Below are 16428 nucleotides of genomic sequence, written 5' to 3'. Positions count from 1 at the left end.
TAAGGAGGACAGAGGATGGAAACCGCAGGTAGGGCAAATCTCGGATTGTGGGTGCTGCGTTAAAAACAGACTTCCGGTTTGGGGCGTTCGTGCGCTCACTCGGGGTTTATGGCCAAGTCGCCAGCCGATGATCCGCGCTCGTTTATCTCCCAGGTGAGTCTGGTGGGGCGGGGCGGCGGCGCGTTTAAAAAGCTGCGAGGCTTCGATAAATCGCGGCACACGGTTCCGGATGCGGTGAACAATGCGACGTCGGGGTTCCTGGCAAAACTGTGCACGCCTGAGCTGAGCGAGGAAGCCGAGGATTTTTTCCAACGCGCGAAGGCGGCGATGAGCTACAAGCGAAAGGACATGTCGCTCGACGTGACGTCACCGATGGCGGTTTTGAGCGCGAAGGATTTTACGTTCGAAATCACGTATGCGTTGGAGTCGGCCGATCCGTCGAGCTACGCGATTACGCGCACGCTGCACTCCATAAAGACGGGCGACCTGCTGCGCGTGGCGGAATTCAACGAGCTGTTCGCCGGGCAATTTTCGGCGATCGCGTTTGCATTGAAGAAAGGCGTGCGCGTCGAGGCGGTGATCGATGCGGTCGAAGGGTTGGAGGGCGACGCGGATGCCGAAGGAAAAATCCATGTGGATTATCCGTCGGATTACCGGGATTGCACACTGTCGGTCACCGGCATCGCGGCGGCGGTGGTGTGCGATGGTGCCACGCTGGAGATGCGTTTCGAAAAAAGCGGTTCGCCCCGTGAGTTGATCGAGGCGTTTGCAGCGGTGCGGAAGGCGTTTGCGCTGACGAAGGACCGGGCGCTGGCGGGGTTACTCTGAGAAAACAAAAACGGCGCCCCTTGCGGGACGCCGTTCGATACCAGAACCAAATTTTCAGCGCTACGGATCAGCCTTTGATCATGTCGAGGACGGCGGCGCGTTCTTCGACCAGTTCCTTGTTGGTGAGGGCGATCTTCTCTTTGCAGAAGTCGCACAGCTCGTAGCTGGTGATGACCTCGTAGCTGCCGGGCGTGGTGGTCTTCACGGGCATGCCGGCCCAGACATCGGGGTCGAAGCCGTAGCGACCTTCGCTCTTCACGGCGACGGAGTGAATAGCTCCGGGAGTGACGAGCGAGCGGACGTGATCGACGAGGGCGTTGGCGGCCGAGGCGGCTGATGACAAACCGCGCGCGGCGATGATGGCGGCACCGCGTTTACCGACGGTTTCGAGGAACGGACCCTTGAGCCAGTCGATGTCGGTGATGACTTCCTTAACCGGCTTGCCGTTGATCGTGGCGTGCTTGAACGCCGGGAACATGGTGGGGCTGTGGTTGCCGTAGATGAAGATGTCTTTGACGGCGGTGAGATCGACGCCGGCTTTTTTGGCGAGCTGGGCCTGGGCGCGGTTTTGGTCGAGGCGCACCATGGCGGTGAAGCGGTCGGGCGTGAGGCGCTTCGCTTGCGAGGCGGCGATCATGCAGTTCGTGTTGGCAGGATTGCCAACCACTGCGATGCGGGCGTCGGCTGCGGCGACTTCGTCGATGATCTGACCCTGGCCAATGAAAATCTTGCCGTTATCTTTGAGGAGATCGGCGCGCTCCATGCCGGGGCCGCGTGGCTTGGCACCGACGAGGAGGGACCAGTTGGCGTCTTTGAAACCAACGCGGGGATCATCGGTGAGGACCATGCCCTTGAGGAGCGGGAAGGCGCAGTCGTCGAGTTCCATGGCGACGCCTTCGAGGGCTTTCATGGCTTTTTCGAAAGGGACTTCGATGAGCTGGAGGATGACCGGCTGGTCGGGGCCGAACATCGCGCCGGAGGCGATGCGGAAAAGAAGCGAGTAGGAAATCTGGCCGGCGGCTCCGGTCACAGCGACGCGAATGGGGGTGTTGCTCATGGGAATCACAGGCTAGCGCAAAACACGGGCGGGTGACACGCACCGATTGCGTTTTTATGCGCAAAAAAAGCCGGTCTTGGCGGACGAACCGCGCAAGACCGGCTGATAGAGTCGCAGATTAAGCGAAGTGAGGAGCGAGGGCCGCGTGGATTTCACGGACCATCGTCTCGGTCGTGTCCCAGCCGATGCAGCCGTCGGTGATGCTCACGCCATAGCGGAGGTTTTCCTTGGGCTGGGGGAAGGCTTGGTTGCCGGCCTCGAGGTTGCTCTCAACCATCGCGCCCATGATCGAGGTGTTGCCGGCGGCGATCTGCGCGAGGAGGGCGCGGATGACTTCGGGCTGCAGCTCGGGCTTCTTGGCGGAGTTGTCGTGCGAGGCGTCGACCATGATCGAAGGCGGCAGGCCTCCTTTGGCGAGGGCGGCCTCGGTCTTGGCGATGTGATCGGCGGAGTAGTTGGGCCCGCCGGAGCCGCCGCGGAGGACAATGTGGCAGTTGCGGTTGCCTTTGGTGACGATGGCGGAAGCGGCGCCGTCGATGCTAACGCCGAGGAACGTCTGCGGTTGCGAGGCGGCTTTGATGGCGTTGACCGCAACCTGGAGGCCACCGTCGGTGCCGTTTTTGAAACCGATGGGGGCGGAGAGGCCGGACGCGAGCTGGCGGTGCGTTTGCGACTCGGTGGTGCGGGCACCGATGGCGCCCCAGCACACGAGGTCGGCGATGTATTGAGGCGTGATGGGATCGAGGAACTCGGTGGCGGTGGGCAGACCGAGGTCGAGGACTTCCTGCAAAAAGGCGCGACCGAGGCGCAGGCCGGCGGCGATGTCGTGCGAGCCATCGAGATGCGGATCCATCACGAGGCCTTTCCAGCCGACGGTGGTGCGCGGTTTCTCAAAATAGACGCGCATGACGATCATGACGCGGTCGGAGACCTCGGCGGAGAGTTTGGCCAGGCGACGGGCGTAATCGCGGCCGGCTTCGACGTCGTGGATCGAGCAAGGTCCGATCACGAGGAGGAAACGGCGGTCGCTGGTGAAGATGAGGCGGTTGATTTCGTCGCGGGAGCGCGTGATGAAATCGGCCTGGCTCTCGGTTTTGGGCAGCTCGGCGAGCAGCTGGGCGGGCGAGGGGAGGGGGCGGGTCTCCACGACATTGATGTCGGACGTCTTGTGCATGAAGGGAAGAACGTGACGTAAATCAGGCGCCGAGGGCAAGCGCGCAGCGGGGACCGTGTTTAACAAGGGTGCCACCGGTGGTGAGGAAATCGGGGCACAAAAAAACCGCTTCGATGTGAAGCGGCGGTCGGTGTTCGATCTTTAAAAATAAGTTGGCCGGTCGCCTACCCCTAAGCGACCGGCCATTTGCTTTCTTAGTTACCCCAAAACTCCTGCTAGGCAGGAGAAGTGTTTTAATCTAACGTGATAAGAACTAGCGCATGGCCGATGGCGGTCAATAAAAAGTTATCAGAATCTCTCAGTTTAAATTTTAAGACATTACGGTATAGATGGATAAAATGAGTCAAATTTTCGACCCCAGTATCACCTGGAAATCCTCCAACTGGCCGACCGCATGCCTGCACGTGACCGGGGAAGATGCCTTATCCTTTTTACAGGGCCAGTTTACGCAAGAATTGAGATCTCCGATTCCCTTGGCTGCGGCTTATGGTTTATGGCTTAACCAAAAAGGGAAGGTCTTGGCGGATAGCTTTGTGCTTAGGGAAACGGCTGATAGTGTTTGGATTATCAGCTTTTCGTCGAGCGCGGCGGTGATTAGCGAGCGGCTCGAGGCTTACATCATCGCGGATGATGTGGTCATCACGGATGTCTCGGCTGACTGGCACAGTGTCGCCGTGGGCGGGCCCGAGGCGGAGGCTTGGCTGATGCAGGTGGCGGGTGCGGTGCCGGCGGCAGGCGAGTTTGTGCGTGCGACGGGTGGCGGCCTGGTATTTTGCGGGCGGCGTGATGGAGGAACGAGTTTTGAGTGGCTGCTGCCATCGACCGTTGGGATTTCGGCAGGATTAGTGGAGGTGTCGGCCGACGATTTGGAGCGGATGCGCATTGCGACGGGTCTGCCGCGGGTTCCGCAGGATATCGGGTCCGGTGATCTGCCGAATGAGGGCGGACTGGATGCCGTGGGTATTTCCTACACCAAGGGCTGTTATCTGGGGCAGGAAGTGATGGCGCGTCTCAAGGCCATGGGGACCGTGCGGCGCCGGCTGGTGCGGGTGCGTGCGGAGGGGCGCGGTGTGCCAGCGGTTCCCTGTGCGTTGTTGCAGGGCGAGAAACGCGTGGGTGAATTGCGCTCGGCGGTGGCGGATGGCTCGGGCGGTTTTATTGGGCTGGCGATGGTCACGAAGCTCGGACTCGATCCGGCGCAACCGCTCGCGCCCGAGCCCGGCGATGCATTTATCGAACTCATCGATACGCCATGACCGAGCGCGAACAACTCATTCAATTGTGCTCGAAGCTGGGTGCTCCCACCTCCGCCGCTGCCGCGACGATGGCGGATCAGTTGATCAAGCGTTGTGACCAGTTGGCTGCGCAACGTGGTATCGCGCGCACCGAGGCGATGGCGTATCTGCTACAACTCGTGACCAAGGGTTCGCAGGGCGAGACGCCTCCCGGCTTCGAGGGCGTGAAAAAGGCGTGAGCCATTGGTGGCAAGGAAACACCGTTGACGCCACGGGGGCGGGCAGGGCATTCCGGCTGACCCACTCATGAAGCAGAAAATCGCCGCCCTCTTTAAGCAAATCCACGGTCGTGACGCAGCGGTCATCACACGCGCGCCGGGCCGGATCGAATTCATCGGCAACCATACCGACTACAACGGCGGCACCGTTTTGGGCGCATCGATTAATCGCGGCGTGTGCGTGGCGATCGCGCCGCGCGAGGACGGGAAACGTAATTTCTTCAGCGAGTTCACGGGCAAGATGGTGACGCTCGACGCCTCCGCGAACGGCAAGCAGTCCGGCGAAGCGAGCTGGATCAATTATCCGCTCGGCGTGATCGAGGCGCTGCCGGCTTTCGGTCTCAAAGTTCCCCAAGGCTTCGACTATGTGGCGACGTCGGATCTGCCGACAGGCGCGGGACTTTCCAGCAGCGCGGCGATCGAGCTGGCCTCGGGCCTGGCGTTCCTCGCGATCACCGGCCAGCAGGCCGATCGCGAGACGCTCGTGAAGATCGGTAAGCATGCGGAGAATAATTTCGTCGGCGTGCCCTGCGGTATTCTTGACCAGGGCGTTTCGGGCTTCGGCAAGGAGAACAGCCTCGTGTTCATCGATTGCCGCGGTCCGCGTTTTGACACCGTGCCGTTGCCGGCGGGCGCGCATTTCTGGATCTTCAACACGCACACCAAGCATGCGCTGGTGGACGGTCTTTATGCCACGCGCCATCGCGAGTGCATGGAAGCCGCGAAGACGCTGGGTGTCTCCCTGCTCGTCGAGGCGACTCCCGAGCAATTGGACGCCGCGAAAGATAAACTTTCCGCCGATGCCTACAAACGCGCGAAGCACGTCGTCGATGAAATCGCGCGCGTCGGCCGCGCTGTCGATGTGCTCAAGCAGGGCGATCTTTCGTCGGTGGGGCACCTGCTCACGGCTTCTCATCTCAGTTCGCAGACCCTGTTTGGCAACAGCACTGAGGAACTCGATTTTCTCGTGGATACGCTTTCGCGCACGCTGAACGTGTTTGGCGCGCGTCTCACTGGCGGCGGTTTTGGCGGCGCGGTGATGGCGCTCACGAGCGAAGCGTTTGGTGATGCGCAGGCCCGCGAGGTGGCCGATGCCTACGAGGCAAAATACGGCGTGCGTCCCGACATCCTACATATGCTCACCGGCGAAGGCGCGCAGGTGCTTTAAGTAGCTGCTACTGGTCGGCGGCGGAGATCCTGCCGCCGACGATCAGGGTTGTGCAGATGGAGCGGGTTGGGCCTCGGTGCGTTGATAGTAACGCACGTAATCGATTTCAAACCGGTGCGGCAGCAAGGATTCGTCCACGCCGCGTGCGCCACCCCATGTGCCGCCAATCGCGAGATTGAGGATGAGGTATTGGGATTTCGCGAAAGGCCACTTGGCGGGATCATCGGACTCTTTGCGGAAGATAAAATAGCGGGTGTCGTCGAAAAAGAATTCGAGGCGGTCCTCATACCACTCGACGGCGTAAACGTGAAAATCCGACCAAGGCGCGTCCACTTCGATGGAGCGACCTTTGCCGGTTTTCGTCATGTGGTTGTAAGCTTTGCAATGAACGTTCGCGTGAATGGCGCGCGGGGAGAAGCCGACGTTTTCCAAGATGTCGATTTCGCCGCAGGCGGGCCAGCCGGCTTGATCGATGTTGTCGCCCAGCGTCCAGACGGCCGGCCAGGTGCCGAGGCCCGTCGGAATTTTTGCGCGCACTTCGATGCGGCCGTAAAGGAATGCTTTTTTGCCCTTGGTGGTCAGGCTGGCCGAGGTGATGGGCTTGCCGTTCCAGTTGTCGCGGCGCGCCTCGATGATGAGGTGGCCGTCTTCGATGCGGGCATTTTCAGCGCGATCACGCGTGTAATACTGGGCCTCTTTATTTCGGCGGTAGCCTTCTTCGCGTTGCCAGTGCGTGGCGTCGGGCGCGCCGGGCCGGTCGAATTCGTCGGACCACGCGAGCGTCCACTTGGCGGGATCGAAGGAAACTTTTTCGGACCGACTGTCGGACGTGCCGGAAAGTCCGGTGGTGGGCTGGGCACCGGCCGAACCGGCCAGGGCGACGAGTGAAACCAGCAAGGCGAAGCAATGAGGACGCATGGTGCGGTCGGGGTTGGGGTGGAACTCTGACGCGGGCGATCAGCCCTGGAAGATCGCCGCGAGTTCGGCGAAGTAGTTGTCCATCCAATGGGTAAAATAGAAAAAGTGGAGCAAGCCGGCGACGGCCAGCATGGGGCCGAAGGGAATTTGCACGCCCATGCCCAGTTCGGCGGGCTGGCCGTCGGGCGTCTCGGCGCGCGGGGCGACCTGGATGCGGTCGCCGAAGATTTTTTTCCAGATGAACGCGAGGGCGATCCAGATGATGCCGACGACCGCGCCGCCAAAGATGGAGAACACCGCGCCCTGCCAGCCGGTGAACGCGCCGATCGCGCCGACGAATTTCACGTCTCCGAACCCCATGGCTTCCTTGCGCAGCAGCACCTCCGCGATGAGGGCGATCCACAGCACGAGTCCGGAGCCGATCAACAAGCCTTGCAGCGAGATGAGGCCCGATTGCAGGGCGCTCACGAAGAAAACGCCGTCGTGCTGACCGTGTAATGAAGGAACGAATACCGACAGCACCACGCCGGCCACGCCGAGACCGATGGTGAACGTGTCGGGGATGATCATGTGATCGAGGTCGATGAAGAGCGCGCACAGCATGCACGCGACAAACAGCATGCCGCACAGCGCCTTCGCCGGCGGGAACATCAGCCAGCTCGTCGTGAAAAGTGCCGCGGTGAGCAGTTCGACGAAGGCGTAGCGAAACGAGTAGGACCGGCCGCAACAGCGGGCTTTGCCGCGCAGGATAAACCAGCTGAGCACGGGGATGTTGTCATACCACTTGATGGGCGCGCCGCACGCGCAGTGGGAGCCGGGGGTGACGACGGATTTGTCCAGCGGCATCCGGTAGATGACGACGTTGAGGAAACTGCCGACGATGGCGCCGAAGATGCCCGCCATGACGGGAAAAAACCAAGGGAAGGCGGAGGAAAAATCGGCGTAGTCGAAGGTCATGCGGAAGACTTCATGGCTGAATGAACGGCGCTGCGCATCGCGTCAACGGGGACGGCTGCCTCGCTCCAGATTTCGAGGGCACGGGCACCTTGGTGGACGAGCATCGAAAGTCCGTTGGCGGCGGGAATGCCGAGTGCGCGAGCCTGCGCGAGGAGCGGGGTCTCGGGCGGGTTGTAGATCATGTCATAAACTGCTCTTGGGCGCGGCAGTGTGGACAAATCAATGGGCAGCGGGTCGTTGGGTTTAAGGCCGGCGCTGGTGGCATTGATGACGAGAGCACCGAGGGGTAATTCTTTGGGCGGTGCTGAAGGATCAAATCCGAATACAGGCACTTTAAGGTGCCAAGATGCGCCCAACAGATGTTCCTGCAATGCGTCCCGATTTTTCGCTGTTCTGTTAGCGATCCACAATGATCTGCAGTGCCTATGCACACACATAACGGCCGCACCACGAGCAGCTCCTCCTGCACCAAGTAATATGATATCTCTATCTGCTATCGTAGTCCTGAAGTTCTCAAGAATTCCTGCTTCAAGTCCGTAGCCGTCAGTGTTCTCACCGAACCACGAGTTGGATTCTAGGGTGAGAGTATTCACAGCTCCGATTTCATGAGCGTCGGTTCCTGATGTGTTAACAAGGTCGAAGGCCAAGACCTTGTGGGGAACCGTAAGGTTTAATCCTTTGAAGTTATGATGGCTAAATTTTTCGAGGGCGACGGGCAGGTCGTCGGGCGCGATGTCGAAGCGGAAGTATTTCCACGAGGCGAAGCGCGCATCGCTTTGCGCCATCTGTGCGAGCGCGGCGTTGTGCATCGGCGGGCTTATCGAGTGCTTGATCGGGTGGCCGAGCACGGCGAGAGCGGTTCCGGCGAAGGACCAGTTATCGAGATCGGCGAGCGTGTAAATCGGGTCGGTAAGCATCTTTCCTCTTTATCGTAATCTTTATCTTTCTCTGCGGAGCCTTTCAGGGAGAAAGAGGAAAGAGAAAGAGGAAAGAGAAAGATTTCTACGGTTGCGCGTGGCGTTCGTAGGTCTGTTCGAATTCGTCGACGAAGCTGGTGAAGAGCTTGGAACGTTCGGCGTCACCCGCGGCGGCGTAATGATTGGCGAGGTTGCGGCAGCTGCGGCAGAGCACCTCGCGAACTGTCGTGGGGGCGAGGTCGGAAACCTTGGGCTGGTGAGAGCCGGCCTTTAAAAACGCAAAAACCTCCTCGGGCGAGCGGAAGGTGCCGTGTTCAAACGGATCGATGAAGAGCGGGGCGTCCTCGAGGTAGCAGCCGACCATGAAGTGGCCGGGCAAGCCGACGGGTTCGAGGTCGATGCCGAGGCGTTGGGCGACGAGCAGGTAAACAATGCTCAGTGAAAGCGGAATGCCTTTGCGGCGCTCCAGCACGAGGGGAAGAAAGCTGTTGAGAGGGTCGGTGTAGTGCTCGGCGTTGCCGCGGAAACCGTTTTCGTGAAACAGCACGCGGTTCATGACGCGGCATTTTTCGCGGACGGACAACGGCTCGGCGATCAACTCGCGGCAGCGGGCGGCGAGGTCGTCGAGACGCTGGCAACTCAGGCCCACATCGAGATCGGGAAACACGGTGCGGGCGAGGAGCAGCGCGCCGGTCTCAAGCTCGTAGTTGAGCGAGCGGATGAAGTCGCGAAATTCGGAAACGGGGTCGGTGAATTTGAGCTCTTCGAGGAAACTGCGCGCATGTTTGGCGAGCAGGCGGCGGCCGCCGTTGGCGACCTCTTCAAGGAAGATGCGGGCCGGCTCGCCTTGGGCGGCGAAGTGGGTGAGCAAGGCCTTGCGGACCGCGGGACTAGGGTCGTCGAGCAACGCCAGCACTGCTTCGCGGGAGCCGAGACTGGGTTGAGCGTTTTCCACGGAGGAAATCGAATCCGGTTTCACGCGGGTGGCAAACGCGAATCGGGATTCAGCGCGTGCCGTAGAGCGCGGTGCCGACGCGCACCTGCGTGCTGCCGGCGCGCACGGCGGCCTCCATGTCGCCGCTCATGCCCATGGAAAGTTCGCGCAACGACACGCCAAATTTTGCGGCGAGTTCGTCGCGGAGTGTGCGCAATGTCTCGAAGGTGCGCACCGCGACTGCGGGATCGTCGGAGAGCGGGGCGATGGTCATGAAGCCGTCGATGCGCAGATTTTTTTTGCCGAGTGCGGTTTCGAGCAGGCGCGGAGCGTCTTCGAGCTCAGCGCCAAACTTGGCAGGATCGCGGCCGGCGTTGATTTGGAGGAGGACGGGCAGGACCTTGCCGAGCGCGGCGGCGGCGGTGTCGAGGTGGTTGAGGAGTTTCTCGCTGTCGACGCTCTGCACGCGGTCGAAATGCGTGGCGGCGAGCTTGGCTTTGTTGGATTGGAGATGGCCGATGAGCTCCCACTGGATGCGGGCCGTGCATTGCGATTGCTTATCCACGGCCTCCTGCACGCGATTTTCGCCGACGGCGCGCAGGCCGTAGCGCGAGGCGTAGTCGGCAGCGTCGGCGGAGTGGGTTTTGGTCACGGCAAGCAGCTCGACGGTGGAGTGATCGCGACCTGCGGCGACGCAGGCGGCGGCGATCTGCGCGCGGATGGCGTCCGCACGATTTTTAAACTCATGATAGGAGGGGAGCATGGAGTCGTCGGCGTTTATCAGGTTGCGTGGAATAAGATTTGTTTATACTGAACAGGAATACCCAGCGGCCTATGCAAATTGAAAACTTCAAAATCTTCGCGGACCTGGTGGAAACGAAGAGTTTCTCAAAATCGGCAAAGATCAATGCCATCACTCAGTCAGCGGTGAGCCAGCAGGCCAGGGCGATGGAGCGTCATTTCAAGGCTCTCCTGATTGATCGCAGTCAGAAGCAATTTCAGCTGACCCGTGAAGGGCAGCGGGTTTACGAGGCGGCGAAGGAGTTGCTGCACAGTTACGACAAGCTCGCGAGCGAGCTGCAGGAGATGAAGAAAGTCATCAGCGGCACGATTCGGATCTCGACGATTTATTCGATCGGGCTCCATGAGCTGCCGCCGTTCATCAAACGCTTTTTGGTGGATTATCCGTCGGTCAACGTGCGCGTTGAATACCGTCGGTCGAACCTCGTTTATGAGGACATTCTGCACAACTCGGTTGATTTCGGCCTGGTGGCGTTTCCGGTGCGCACGCGCCAGATTGAGCAACTTCCGTTTCGCAACGATCGTCTCGTGCTGATCGCGCATCCGCGGCATCCGCTGGCGAAGTGCGTGGAAGGTGGCGTGGAGTTGAAGCAACTCGCGGGACAGAAATTTATCGGCTTCGATCCGGACATCCCGACGCGTAAGGCGGTCGACCAGATTTTCCGCGACAACAAGCTCGAGATTGAGCCCGTCATGGAGTTCGACAACATCGAGACGGTGAAGCGCGCGGTCGAGATCGACCACGGCATCGCCATCGTCCCGCAAGCCACGGTTCAGCAAGAGCAGCAACAGGGAACGCTCGCCGTCATCCCATTTAAGAACAAGGAGTTCACGCGTCCGCTGGCGATTTTGCATCGCAAGGGCCGCGTCCTCACGCCGGCGATGAAGAAGTTCATCGAGACGCTCGGGATGAATCTGCCGGGGTCAAACGACGATAATTGACCGGCTGGACGTGCCGGAAGCCGGTTGGAACGCTGGCTTGCACCGGCTCGGTTCGTTGGCACAAAGTGCGCGGTTTAGCCATCAGCCTGTAACCTTCATGTCACCTTTCCTTTCCCACGTTTTGCTGGGCCTTTACCTGTTTACCTTGCTCGGCATGTGCGTGTTCGGCCTGCACAAGGTCAAGATGCTGTGGCTCTATATGAAGGGCTCCCGCCGTGCGGCGATCGCGCCGCCGCCCTGGACCGGTCCGAACCCGATGGTCTGCATCCAGCTCCCGCTTTTTAACGAACCGCTGGTCGTCGAGGCGTTGTTGGAAAAAGTTTCCGCCATCCGCTGGCACGCCGGACTGCTGCTGATCCAGGTGCTCGATGACTCGAATGACGAAACCTCCGCGATCATTGATCGTTGGATGAAGGCCAACCCCGAGCGCGCTGCCTGCATGGTGCATATCCGCCGCACGGATCGTTCGGGTTACAAGGCCGGTGCGCTCGCCTATGCGAACACGCTCACCGACGCGGAATTTTTCGCGATCTTCGATGCGGATTTCCGCCCCGAGCCGGACTTCCTCGAAGTGATGATGCCGCAGTTTGCCGATCCGCAGATCGGTGTCGTGCAGGCGCGATGGGAGTTTAACAATCGCAAGGCGAGTTTCCTCACGCGGTTTCAGGGCATCTTCCTCGATGCGCATTTTGTGGTGGAGCAGTCGGCACGTTGCGCGGCCGGGCTGTTTTTTAATTTCAACGGCACGGCGGGCATCTGGCGCCGCGCCGCGCTGGAAGAGGCCGGCGGCTGGACTCCGGACACGGTGACGGAAGACTTGGATGTGAGTTATCGTGCGCAGCTCAAGGGCTGGCGCTTCGTTTACCTGCCGGAATATTCGGTGCCTTCCGAGCTGCCGGAAAATCTCACGGCGTTTAAGTCCCAGCAGCGTCGCTGGACCAAGGGCGGCATTCAGGTGATGCGCAAACAGCTCGGCACCATCCTGCGCAGTGATGTGCCGGCCCGTATCAAGCGCGAGGCGGCGAGTCATTTGCTGGTGGGCTTTATTCACCCGCTACTGGTGATCTTCTCGGTGATTTTTGTGCCCTACCTGTTGTTCGGCGCGCGCCTGCCGGGCTCCTGGATGATCTTTAATCCGGTGGTGGTCGTGCTCACGAGCGGCGCGACGGTGGCCCTCTACATCACGGGCCAGTATTTCCGCCAGCGTCAGTGGAAGGAAGGCGTGCTGCTGTTCCTGACGGCGCCGTTCATGCTGGCATTCGGCCTGGCGATGAGTGTCACGTGCTGCGTGGCGGTGTGCGAAGGACTGTTCCAACGCGGCGGTGAGTTTGTGCGCACGCCCAAGGGCGGACGCGCGGTCACGGCGGGCGGCTTGGTTTCGCGTTTGCGGAGCCGTTCGGTGTTTGCCGCGATCACCGTGGTAGAACTCGTTTTGGGCGGTATGATGCTGGCTGGCGCGATTCACTTCGAACAGCGCGGGCTGGAGTCGATCGCCATCGTGCTGGTGGTGAAAGCCGCGGGTTTCCTGGGGCTGGCGTTGATCTCCACGGGCGACTTGCTGCCCCGGTTTGGTGCGGAGCGCGCTTGACCGCGGGAATAAGCGGAGTCCGTTGAGACTCTCATGACGATGAACTCTCTTTTGAAAAGCGGACTGGTGGCGGCGGTGATCTTGATGGGAGCTGCTTGCAGCCCTGCTGAATCAACCACGGCCGGCGCGACGCCTGCGGTGGCGGCACCCACGGTCTCCGCGCTGCCGGTGTTGCGCAAAGCGCCCGATTGGAAACTTAAGGATCTGGATGGCCGCGAGGTGAAGGCGGCTGATTTCAAGGGCAAGGTCGTGGTCGTGGATTTCTGGGCGACCTGGTGTCCTCCGTGCCGCAAGGAGATCCCCGACTACATCGCGTGGCAGAAAAAATATGCCGATCGCGGGCTCGTGATTTTGGGCTTCTCGCTGGATGAAGCGACGCCGGCGGAAGTGAAGGCTTTCGGTGAAAAGATGAAGATGAACTATCCGATTCTGGTCGCCGACGCGGATGTGGCCGAGGCCTTTGGCGGCGTGCAGGGATTGCCGACTGCGTTCGTGATCGATCGCGAGGGAAACATCCGCCACGTCAAACTCGGTCTGGCCGAGGCAAAGGCGTATGAGGCGCTGATCGTTTCGTTGCTTTAAAAAAGGAAGGGCCCGCCGAAACCCCTAACGGCGGGCCCTCTATTTTTCTTATCCGGTATTAAGCCGGTATCCATGTTACCCCTAGACCCTGCCGAGGCAGGGAAGTCTGTATCGGAAGTAATTTAGCATCGGGCATGCCAACAGGCGGGCGCCGCGACAGGTGGGCGTTTTTGACGTCAGGGGCCGATTTCGGGCCGCGCGGTTACGCGGAGGATCGGACTCATGAGTCGGCCGAGAAACGGGCGACCTGCGCGAGCTCGTCGGCGATCTGGCGATCGCTGCGGCAGCGAGGCATCTTGTTTTGGCCGCCCCATTTGTCCTTGGTGCGGAGCCAGTGTTCGAAGACGCCGGGCATGACGAGTTTTACATTCGGCGCGTCGAGGCCACCGCCGTTGCGCTTGGCTTCGTAGTCGTCGTTCAGGCGCTTCAATTCCACATCGAGTTCTGCTGCGATGACGGGGCCGGTGGGGGTCTCTTGAGTGTAAGGCTTGAGCTCGACCCACCACTCGTGGCGTCCGCGGCGTTGACCGACGGAGCTGTCGACGAACAGCGGGGCGACATGGAAGTTGGTGATCGTCCAGTTGTGACGCTGGCAGACGGTGATGAGGGCGTCGGTGAGTTCTTTCTCGATCACGTGTTCGCCAAAAGCGCTCAATTGCAGCGCGGTGCGGCCGACGTAAACCAAGCGCGGTATATCGGTCGAAATGAAGCGCACCACATCGCCGATCACGTAGCGGGTGAGGCCGGCGGGCGTGCTCAGGATGAGAGCGTAATCGACGCCGACCTGCACGCCCTCGAGGGGCACCGTGTGCTGGCCGAGCTGCGGTAGGTTTTCCTCATGGTAGTAACGCATGGGGAGGAATTCGAAGAAGAGACCGGTATCGGTCATCAGGCGCAGGCCGAGCGAGGACTCGGCATCCTGGGTGGCGATGAAACCCTCGGAGGCGGGGTAAACTTCGTGGAAATTGACCTTGGGGCCGATGTGCGTGCGCAGTTCGTCGATGAACGGGCCCACGGGAACGCCGCCGTGGACGAGGCACTCGAGGTTGGGCCACACGGCCTGGAGATGGGATGGACGGCTCTTGCCGCTGGATGCACGGGCTTTGACGGCCTCGGCGAGGATGAGCACCCAGCTCGGGATGCCGGCGAGCATCGTGATGTCGCGATTCCACGTCTGGTCGGCGATGGCCTGGATTTTGGCCGGCCAGTCGGCGATTTGAGCGATACGGGCGCCGGGCTCGTAGAGGTGTTTTTCGACCCAGCCCGGCAGGTTGAGGGCGGTGATGCCGCTCAAGTCACCGGCGTAAGCGGCGCGGTCCTTGCACTCGTCCAGACGGCTGAGCGTGGTCGAGCCGCCGAGGAACAGGTGTTTGCCGCGAAATATGCCCGTGTGGCCGACGCGGGCGGTGTAGTAGAGGAGCGAGTCGAGGCCGGCCTTGCGAAAATGCTCCAGCATGCCGTCGGTGATCGGCAGGTATTTGGTGCGGCCCGAGGTGGTGCCCGAGGACACCGCGTAAAAACTGCAATGACCGGGCCAAAGCACGTCGGCCTCGCCGGTCTTCATGCGCTCGATGTAGGGGATGAATCCCTCGTAGGTCTGGAGCGGTGCGCGGGCCTGGAACTGACTGTAAGTGGTGCCGGGCGTGAGGGCGTGCGCGTAGCCGTAAGCGGTGCGCGAAAGCTGGCCGATGAGGTGGGCCAGCGTGCGTTCCTGCATGGGCACGGCATCTTTGCCGGTGCGCAGTTTGCGTGCGGTGCGGGTGGTCAGGAAACTGGCGCCTGCGGTCAGGAGGCTTCGCGTCGGAGATAGCATACGGGACGGCTGCTTTTGAGGCAGCTTGGCCCGGGGGGCAGTCGCAAGCGAATTCATGCGGCTTGCAGAAGCTTACGCGTTTTTAACCCCTTATAAAACCGGGCGATGGGAGGCAGGAAATTGCCGCTGTGGAAGATTAACGAGGCGTGTTGCACGGGCGCGCCGCCGGGATTGGCGAGCGTCCGGCACGTGCCGTTGGGGAAATAGGCCCGATGAGCGGCGTTCAGCGCAAATCGCGTGGGCGAGCGGCGGTCGATCACGGCTTCCTCGTCTTCGGCGAACAGAATCAGCACGGGCGCTTCGGTGAGCGGGAGCAGTTGTTGCGAAAAATAAGCGGAGGGCGAAGCGAACGAGTTCAACGCGGCCATGCGTTCGCAGGCTCCGCGCGTGTCGACGCGGGCGATGGTGTCCATCACCGCGGCGTGCAACCGCCGGAGCTCGGCGGGACTCATTAACGCGATGAGGGCGGTCTTGTTTTGCGCACCGGCGCCGAACATGCGGTTGAAGATCGTGCGGGATTTTTCGATGTGCTTCGGGTCGACCAGGCCGTCGGTCGCTTCGAGGAAAGGCTTCACCGCGCGTCCGAGCAGTGTGGCGGGTTTGGCTTCACCGGGTGCCAGCAAATCTTCGACGCAACCGATGGGGCTCACGAAAATCGCGCCCGCGATGGCGGCGTGGTGGCCGGCCGCACGGGTGCGCCGCAGCCATTCGAGCACGAGGCCGGAGCCGAAGCTCACGGAAAAAATCACCGGCGGCGTGCCCTGCACGAGCGCGAGTTCATCGACGAGATCGTCGAGTTGGGCGAACAGCAGATCGGCCGAGAAGCCGTTGCGCGGGTAGTTCAGATAATAGACGCTGCCTCGATTGAGCAGCGAACCGCGGAGGAGAAATACCTGCTCGGTCGCATCGGGCACGAAGCCGCCGAGAACGATGGTCGGCACGAGGCCTTTGCGGCGTTCGCACAACAGGGTGGCGAGCTGGTGAGGACCGGCCGCGCCTGAACCGAGCACTGCATCCTGACGGGTGGTGCGCGCCGGCGTGTGGGGGATCGGGCACGGCGGGCGAAGTTTGTAGCCGGTGGTGCGGATAAACGTCCGTAGCGGCTGCGCGGGCGAACCGCGTCCGAAGGCGGAGATCAGTGCAAGGGCGGGGGCGAAACTCAGCGCGGGCATAATAGGTTTTCCTCGCTCATGCGTGGCGCGCGGAGTGCGCGCAAAGGCAAAGCAGATCCGTCAC

Annotated in this window: 16 protein-coding genes; 7 read left to right on the top strand and 9 right to left on the bottom strand. The window is 61.2% G+C overall.

Translation table 11 applies throughout. From position 1 onward, the window contains the following. Window positions 1-108 precede the first annotated feature (108 nt). Window positions 109-828 carry a hypothetical protein gene (locus FPL22_RS16010; protein WP_144354042.1) on the top strand — a complete coding sequence of 240 codons (720 nt, stop codon included), beginning with the start codon at window positions 109-111 and terminating at the stop codon, window positions 826-828. A gap of 67 nt (window positions 829-895) precedes the next feature. Here the strand turns inward: FPL22_RS16010 and FPL22_RS16005 are convergent, their stop codons facing one another. After that, window positions 896-1885, bottom strand: coding sequence for a malate dehydrogenase (locus FPL22_RS16005; RefSeq protein ID WP_144354041.1), 990 nt, complete (start codon window positions 1883-1885; stop codon window positions 896-898). A gap of 118 nt (window positions 1886-2003) precedes the next feature. Further along, window positions 2004-3059, bottom strand: coding sequence for a 3-deoxy-7-phosphoheptulonate synthase (locus FPL22_RS16000; protein ID WP_144354040.1), 1056 nt, complete (start codon window positions 3057-3059; stop codon window positions 2004-2006). Between the two features lie 329 nt (window positions 3060-3388). Here FPL22_RS16000 and ygfZ point away from each other — a divergent pair, with 329 nt between their 5' ends. The 3 genes from ygfZ (at window position 3389) to galK (ending at window position 5740) form a co-directional block, all read left to right on the top strand. Then, window positions 3389-4315, top strand: a complete 927-nt coding sequence (gene ygfZ, locus FPL22_RS15995) for a CAF17-like 4Fe-4S cluster assembly/insertion protein YgfZ (RefSeq protein WP_144354039.1) — start codon at window positions 3389-3391, stop codon at window positions 4313-4315. After that, window positions 4312-4533, top strand: coding sequence for a hypothetical protein (locus FPL22_RS15990; protein ID WP_144354038.1), 222 nt, complete (start codon window positions 4312-4314; stop codon window positions 4531-4533). Before ygfZ ends, FPL22_RS15990 begins: the two co-directional genes overlap by 4 nt. Before the next feature lie 67 nt (window positions 4534-4600). Then, window positions 4601-5740: a galactokinase gene (gene galK / locus FPL22_RS15985; RefSeq protein WP_144354037.1), complete on the top strand. Its 1140-nt coding sequence runs from the start codon at window positions 4601-4603 to the stop codon at window positions 5738-5740. Window positions 5741-5782: 42 nt separating this feature from the next. On the opposite strand, the gene FPL22_RS15980 is transcribed toward galK, so the two are convergent. The 5 genes from FPL22_RS15980 to FPL22_RS15960 all read right to left on the bottom strand — a co-directional run bounded on the left by FPL22_RS15980 (window position 5783) and on the right by FPL22_RS15960 (window position 10229). Then, on the bottom strand, window positions 5783-6658 hold the full coding sequence (locus FPL22_RS15980) for a glycoside hydrolase family 16 protein (RefSeq protein WP_144354036.1): 876 nt from the start codon (window positions 6656-6658) through the stop codon (window positions 5783-5785). A gap of 39 nt (window positions 6659-6697) precedes the next feature. Beyond that, a complete protein-coding gene (locus FPL22_RS15975; RefSeq protein ID WP_144354035.1) occupies window positions 6698-7615 on the bottom strand; it encodes a prepilin peptidase in 918 nt (305 codons plus the stop codon). Next, window positions 7612-8532: a shikimate dehydrogenase gene (gene aroE, locus FPL22_RS15970; RefSeq protein WP_144354034.1), complete on the bottom strand. Its 921-nt coding sequence runs from the start codon at window positions 8530-8532 to the stop codon at window positions 7612-7614. Before aroE ends, FPL22_RS15975 begins: the two co-directional genes overlap by 4 nt. An 85-nt stretch (window positions 8533-8617) precedes the next feature. Then, a complete protein-coding gene (locus FPL22_RS15965; RefSeq protein ID WP_162525340.1) occupies window positions 8618-9487 on the bottom strand; it encodes a SirB1 family protein in 870 nt (289 codons plus the stop codon). A gap of 49 nt (window positions 9488-9536) precedes the next feature. Beyond that, the gene (locus tag FPL22_RS15960; RefSeq protein ID WP_144354032.1) at window positions 9537-10229 is read right to left on the bottom strand and encodes a YggS family pyridoxal phosphate-dependent enzyme; all 693 of its coding nucleotides are present in this window, start codon (window positions 10227-10229) and stop codon (window positions 9537-9539) included. A gap of 71 nt (window positions 10230-10300) precedes the next feature. Between FPL22_RS15960 and FPL22_RS15955 the strand changes: the two genes are divergently transcribed. The 3 genes from FPL22_RS15955 (at window position 10301) to FPL22_RS15945 (ending at window position 13379) form a co-directional block, all read left to right on the top strand. Beyond that, the gene (locus FPL22_RS15955; protein WP_144354031.1) at window positions 10301-11209 is read left to right on the top strand and encodes a LysR family transcriptional regulator; all 909 of its coding nucleotides are present in this window, start codon (window positions 10301-10303) and stop codon (window positions 11207-11209) included. Between the two features lie 97 nt (window positions 11210-11306). Next, window positions 11307-12797, top strand: a complete 1491-nt coding sequence (locus FPL22_RS15950; protein WP_144354030.1) for a glycosyltransferase family 2 protein — start codon at window positions 11307-11309, stop codon at window positions 12795-12797. A 39-nt stretch (window positions 12798-12836) separates the two neighbouring features. Next, window positions 12837-13379, top strand: a complete 543-nt coding sequence (locus tag FPL22_RS15945; protein WP_162525339.1) for a peroxiredoxin family protein — start codon at window positions 12837-12839, stop codon at window positions 13377-13379. A 220-nt stretch (window positions 13380-13599) separates the two neighbouring features. Here the strand turns inward: FPL22_RS15945 and FPL22_RS15940 are convergent, their stop codons facing one another. After that, the gene (locus FPL22_RS15940) at window positions 13600-15192 is read right to left on the bottom strand and encodes a GH3 auxin-responsive promoter family protein (protein ID WP_162525338.1); all 1593 of its coding nucleotides are present in this window, start codon (window positions 15190-15192) and stop codon (window positions 13600-13602) included. 53 nt (window positions 15193-15245) lie between these two features. Next, the gene (locus FPL22_RS15935) at window positions 15246-16364 is read right to left on the bottom strand and encodes a hypothetical protein (RefSeq protein ID WP_144354027.1); all 1119 of its coding nucleotides are present in this window, start codon (window positions 16362-16364) and stop codon (window positions 15246-15248) included. Between the last annotated feature and the right edge of the window lie 64 nt (window positions 16365-16428).

Origin of the sequence: Rariglobus hedericola (assembly GCF_007559335.1) — a bacterium.
In the GTDB taxonomy this organism is placed as follows: domain Bacteria; phylum Verrucomicrobiota; class Verrucomicrobiia; order Opitutales; family Opitutaceae; genus Rariglobus; species Rariglobus hedericola.
Note: the sequence above shows the minus strand (reverse complement) of the source record. Positions and strands in the feature narration are given on the sequence as shown.

Coding starts and splice junctions, on each gene's coding strand:
- FPL22_RS16010 (WP_144354042.1), top strand. CDS start 109: ATGGCCAAGTCGCCAGCCGATGATCCGCGCTCGTTTATCTCCCAGGTG.
- FPL22_RS16005 (WP_144354041.1), bottom strand. CDS start 1,885: ATGAGCAACACCCCCATTCGCGTCGCTGTGACCGGAGCCGCCGGCCAG.
- FPL22_RS16000 (WP_144354040.1), bottom strand. CDS start 3,059: ATGCACAAGACGTCCGACATCAATGTCGTGGAGACCCGCCCCCTCCCC.
- ygfZ (WP_144354039.1), top strand. CDS start 3,389: ATGGATAAAATGAGTCAAATTTTCGACCCCAGTATCACCTGGAAATCC.
- FPL22_RS15990 (WP_144354038.1), top strand. CDS start 4,312: ATGACCGAGCGCGAACAACTCATTCAATTGTGCTCGAAGCTGGGTGCT.
- galK (WP_144354037.1), top strand. CDS start 4,601: ATGAAGCAGAAAATCGCCGCCCTCTTTAAGCAAATCCACGGTCGTGAC.
- FPL22_RS15980 (WP_144354036.1), bottom strand. CDS start 6,658: ATGCGTCCTCATTGCTTCGCCTTGCTGGTTTCACTCGTCGCCCTGGCC.
- FPL22_RS15975 (WP_144354035.1), bottom strand. CDS start 7,615: ATGACCTTCGACTACGCCGATTTTTCCTCCGCCTTCCCTTGGTTTTTT.
- aroE (WP_144354034.1), bottom strand. CDS start 8,532: ATGCTTACCGACCCGATTTACACGCTCGCCGATCTCGATAACTGGTCC.
- FPL22_RS15960 (WP_144354032.1), bottom strand. CDS start 10,229: ATGCTCCCCTCCTATCATGAGTTTAAAAATCGTGCGGACGCCATCCGC.
- FPL22_RS15955 (WP_144354031.1), top strand. CDS start 10,301: ATGCAAATTGAAAACTTCAAAATCTTCGCGGACCTGGTGGAAACGAAG.
- FPL22_RS15950 (WP_144354030.1), top strand. CDS start 11,307: ATGTCACCTTTCCTTTCCCACGTTTTGCTGGGCCTTTACCTGTTTACC.
- FPL22_RS15945 (WP_162525339.1), top strand. CDS start 12,837: ATGAACTCTCTTTTGAAAAGCGGACTGGTGGCGGCGGTGATCTTGATG.
- FPL22_RS15940 (WP_162525338.1), bottom strand. CDS start 15,192: ATGCTATCTCCGACGCGAAGCCTCCTGACCGCAGGCGCCAGTTTCCTG.
- FPL22_RS15935 (WP_144354027.1), bottom strand. CDS start 16,364: ATGCCCGCGCTGAGTTTCGCCCCCGCCCTTGCACTGATCTCCGCCTTC.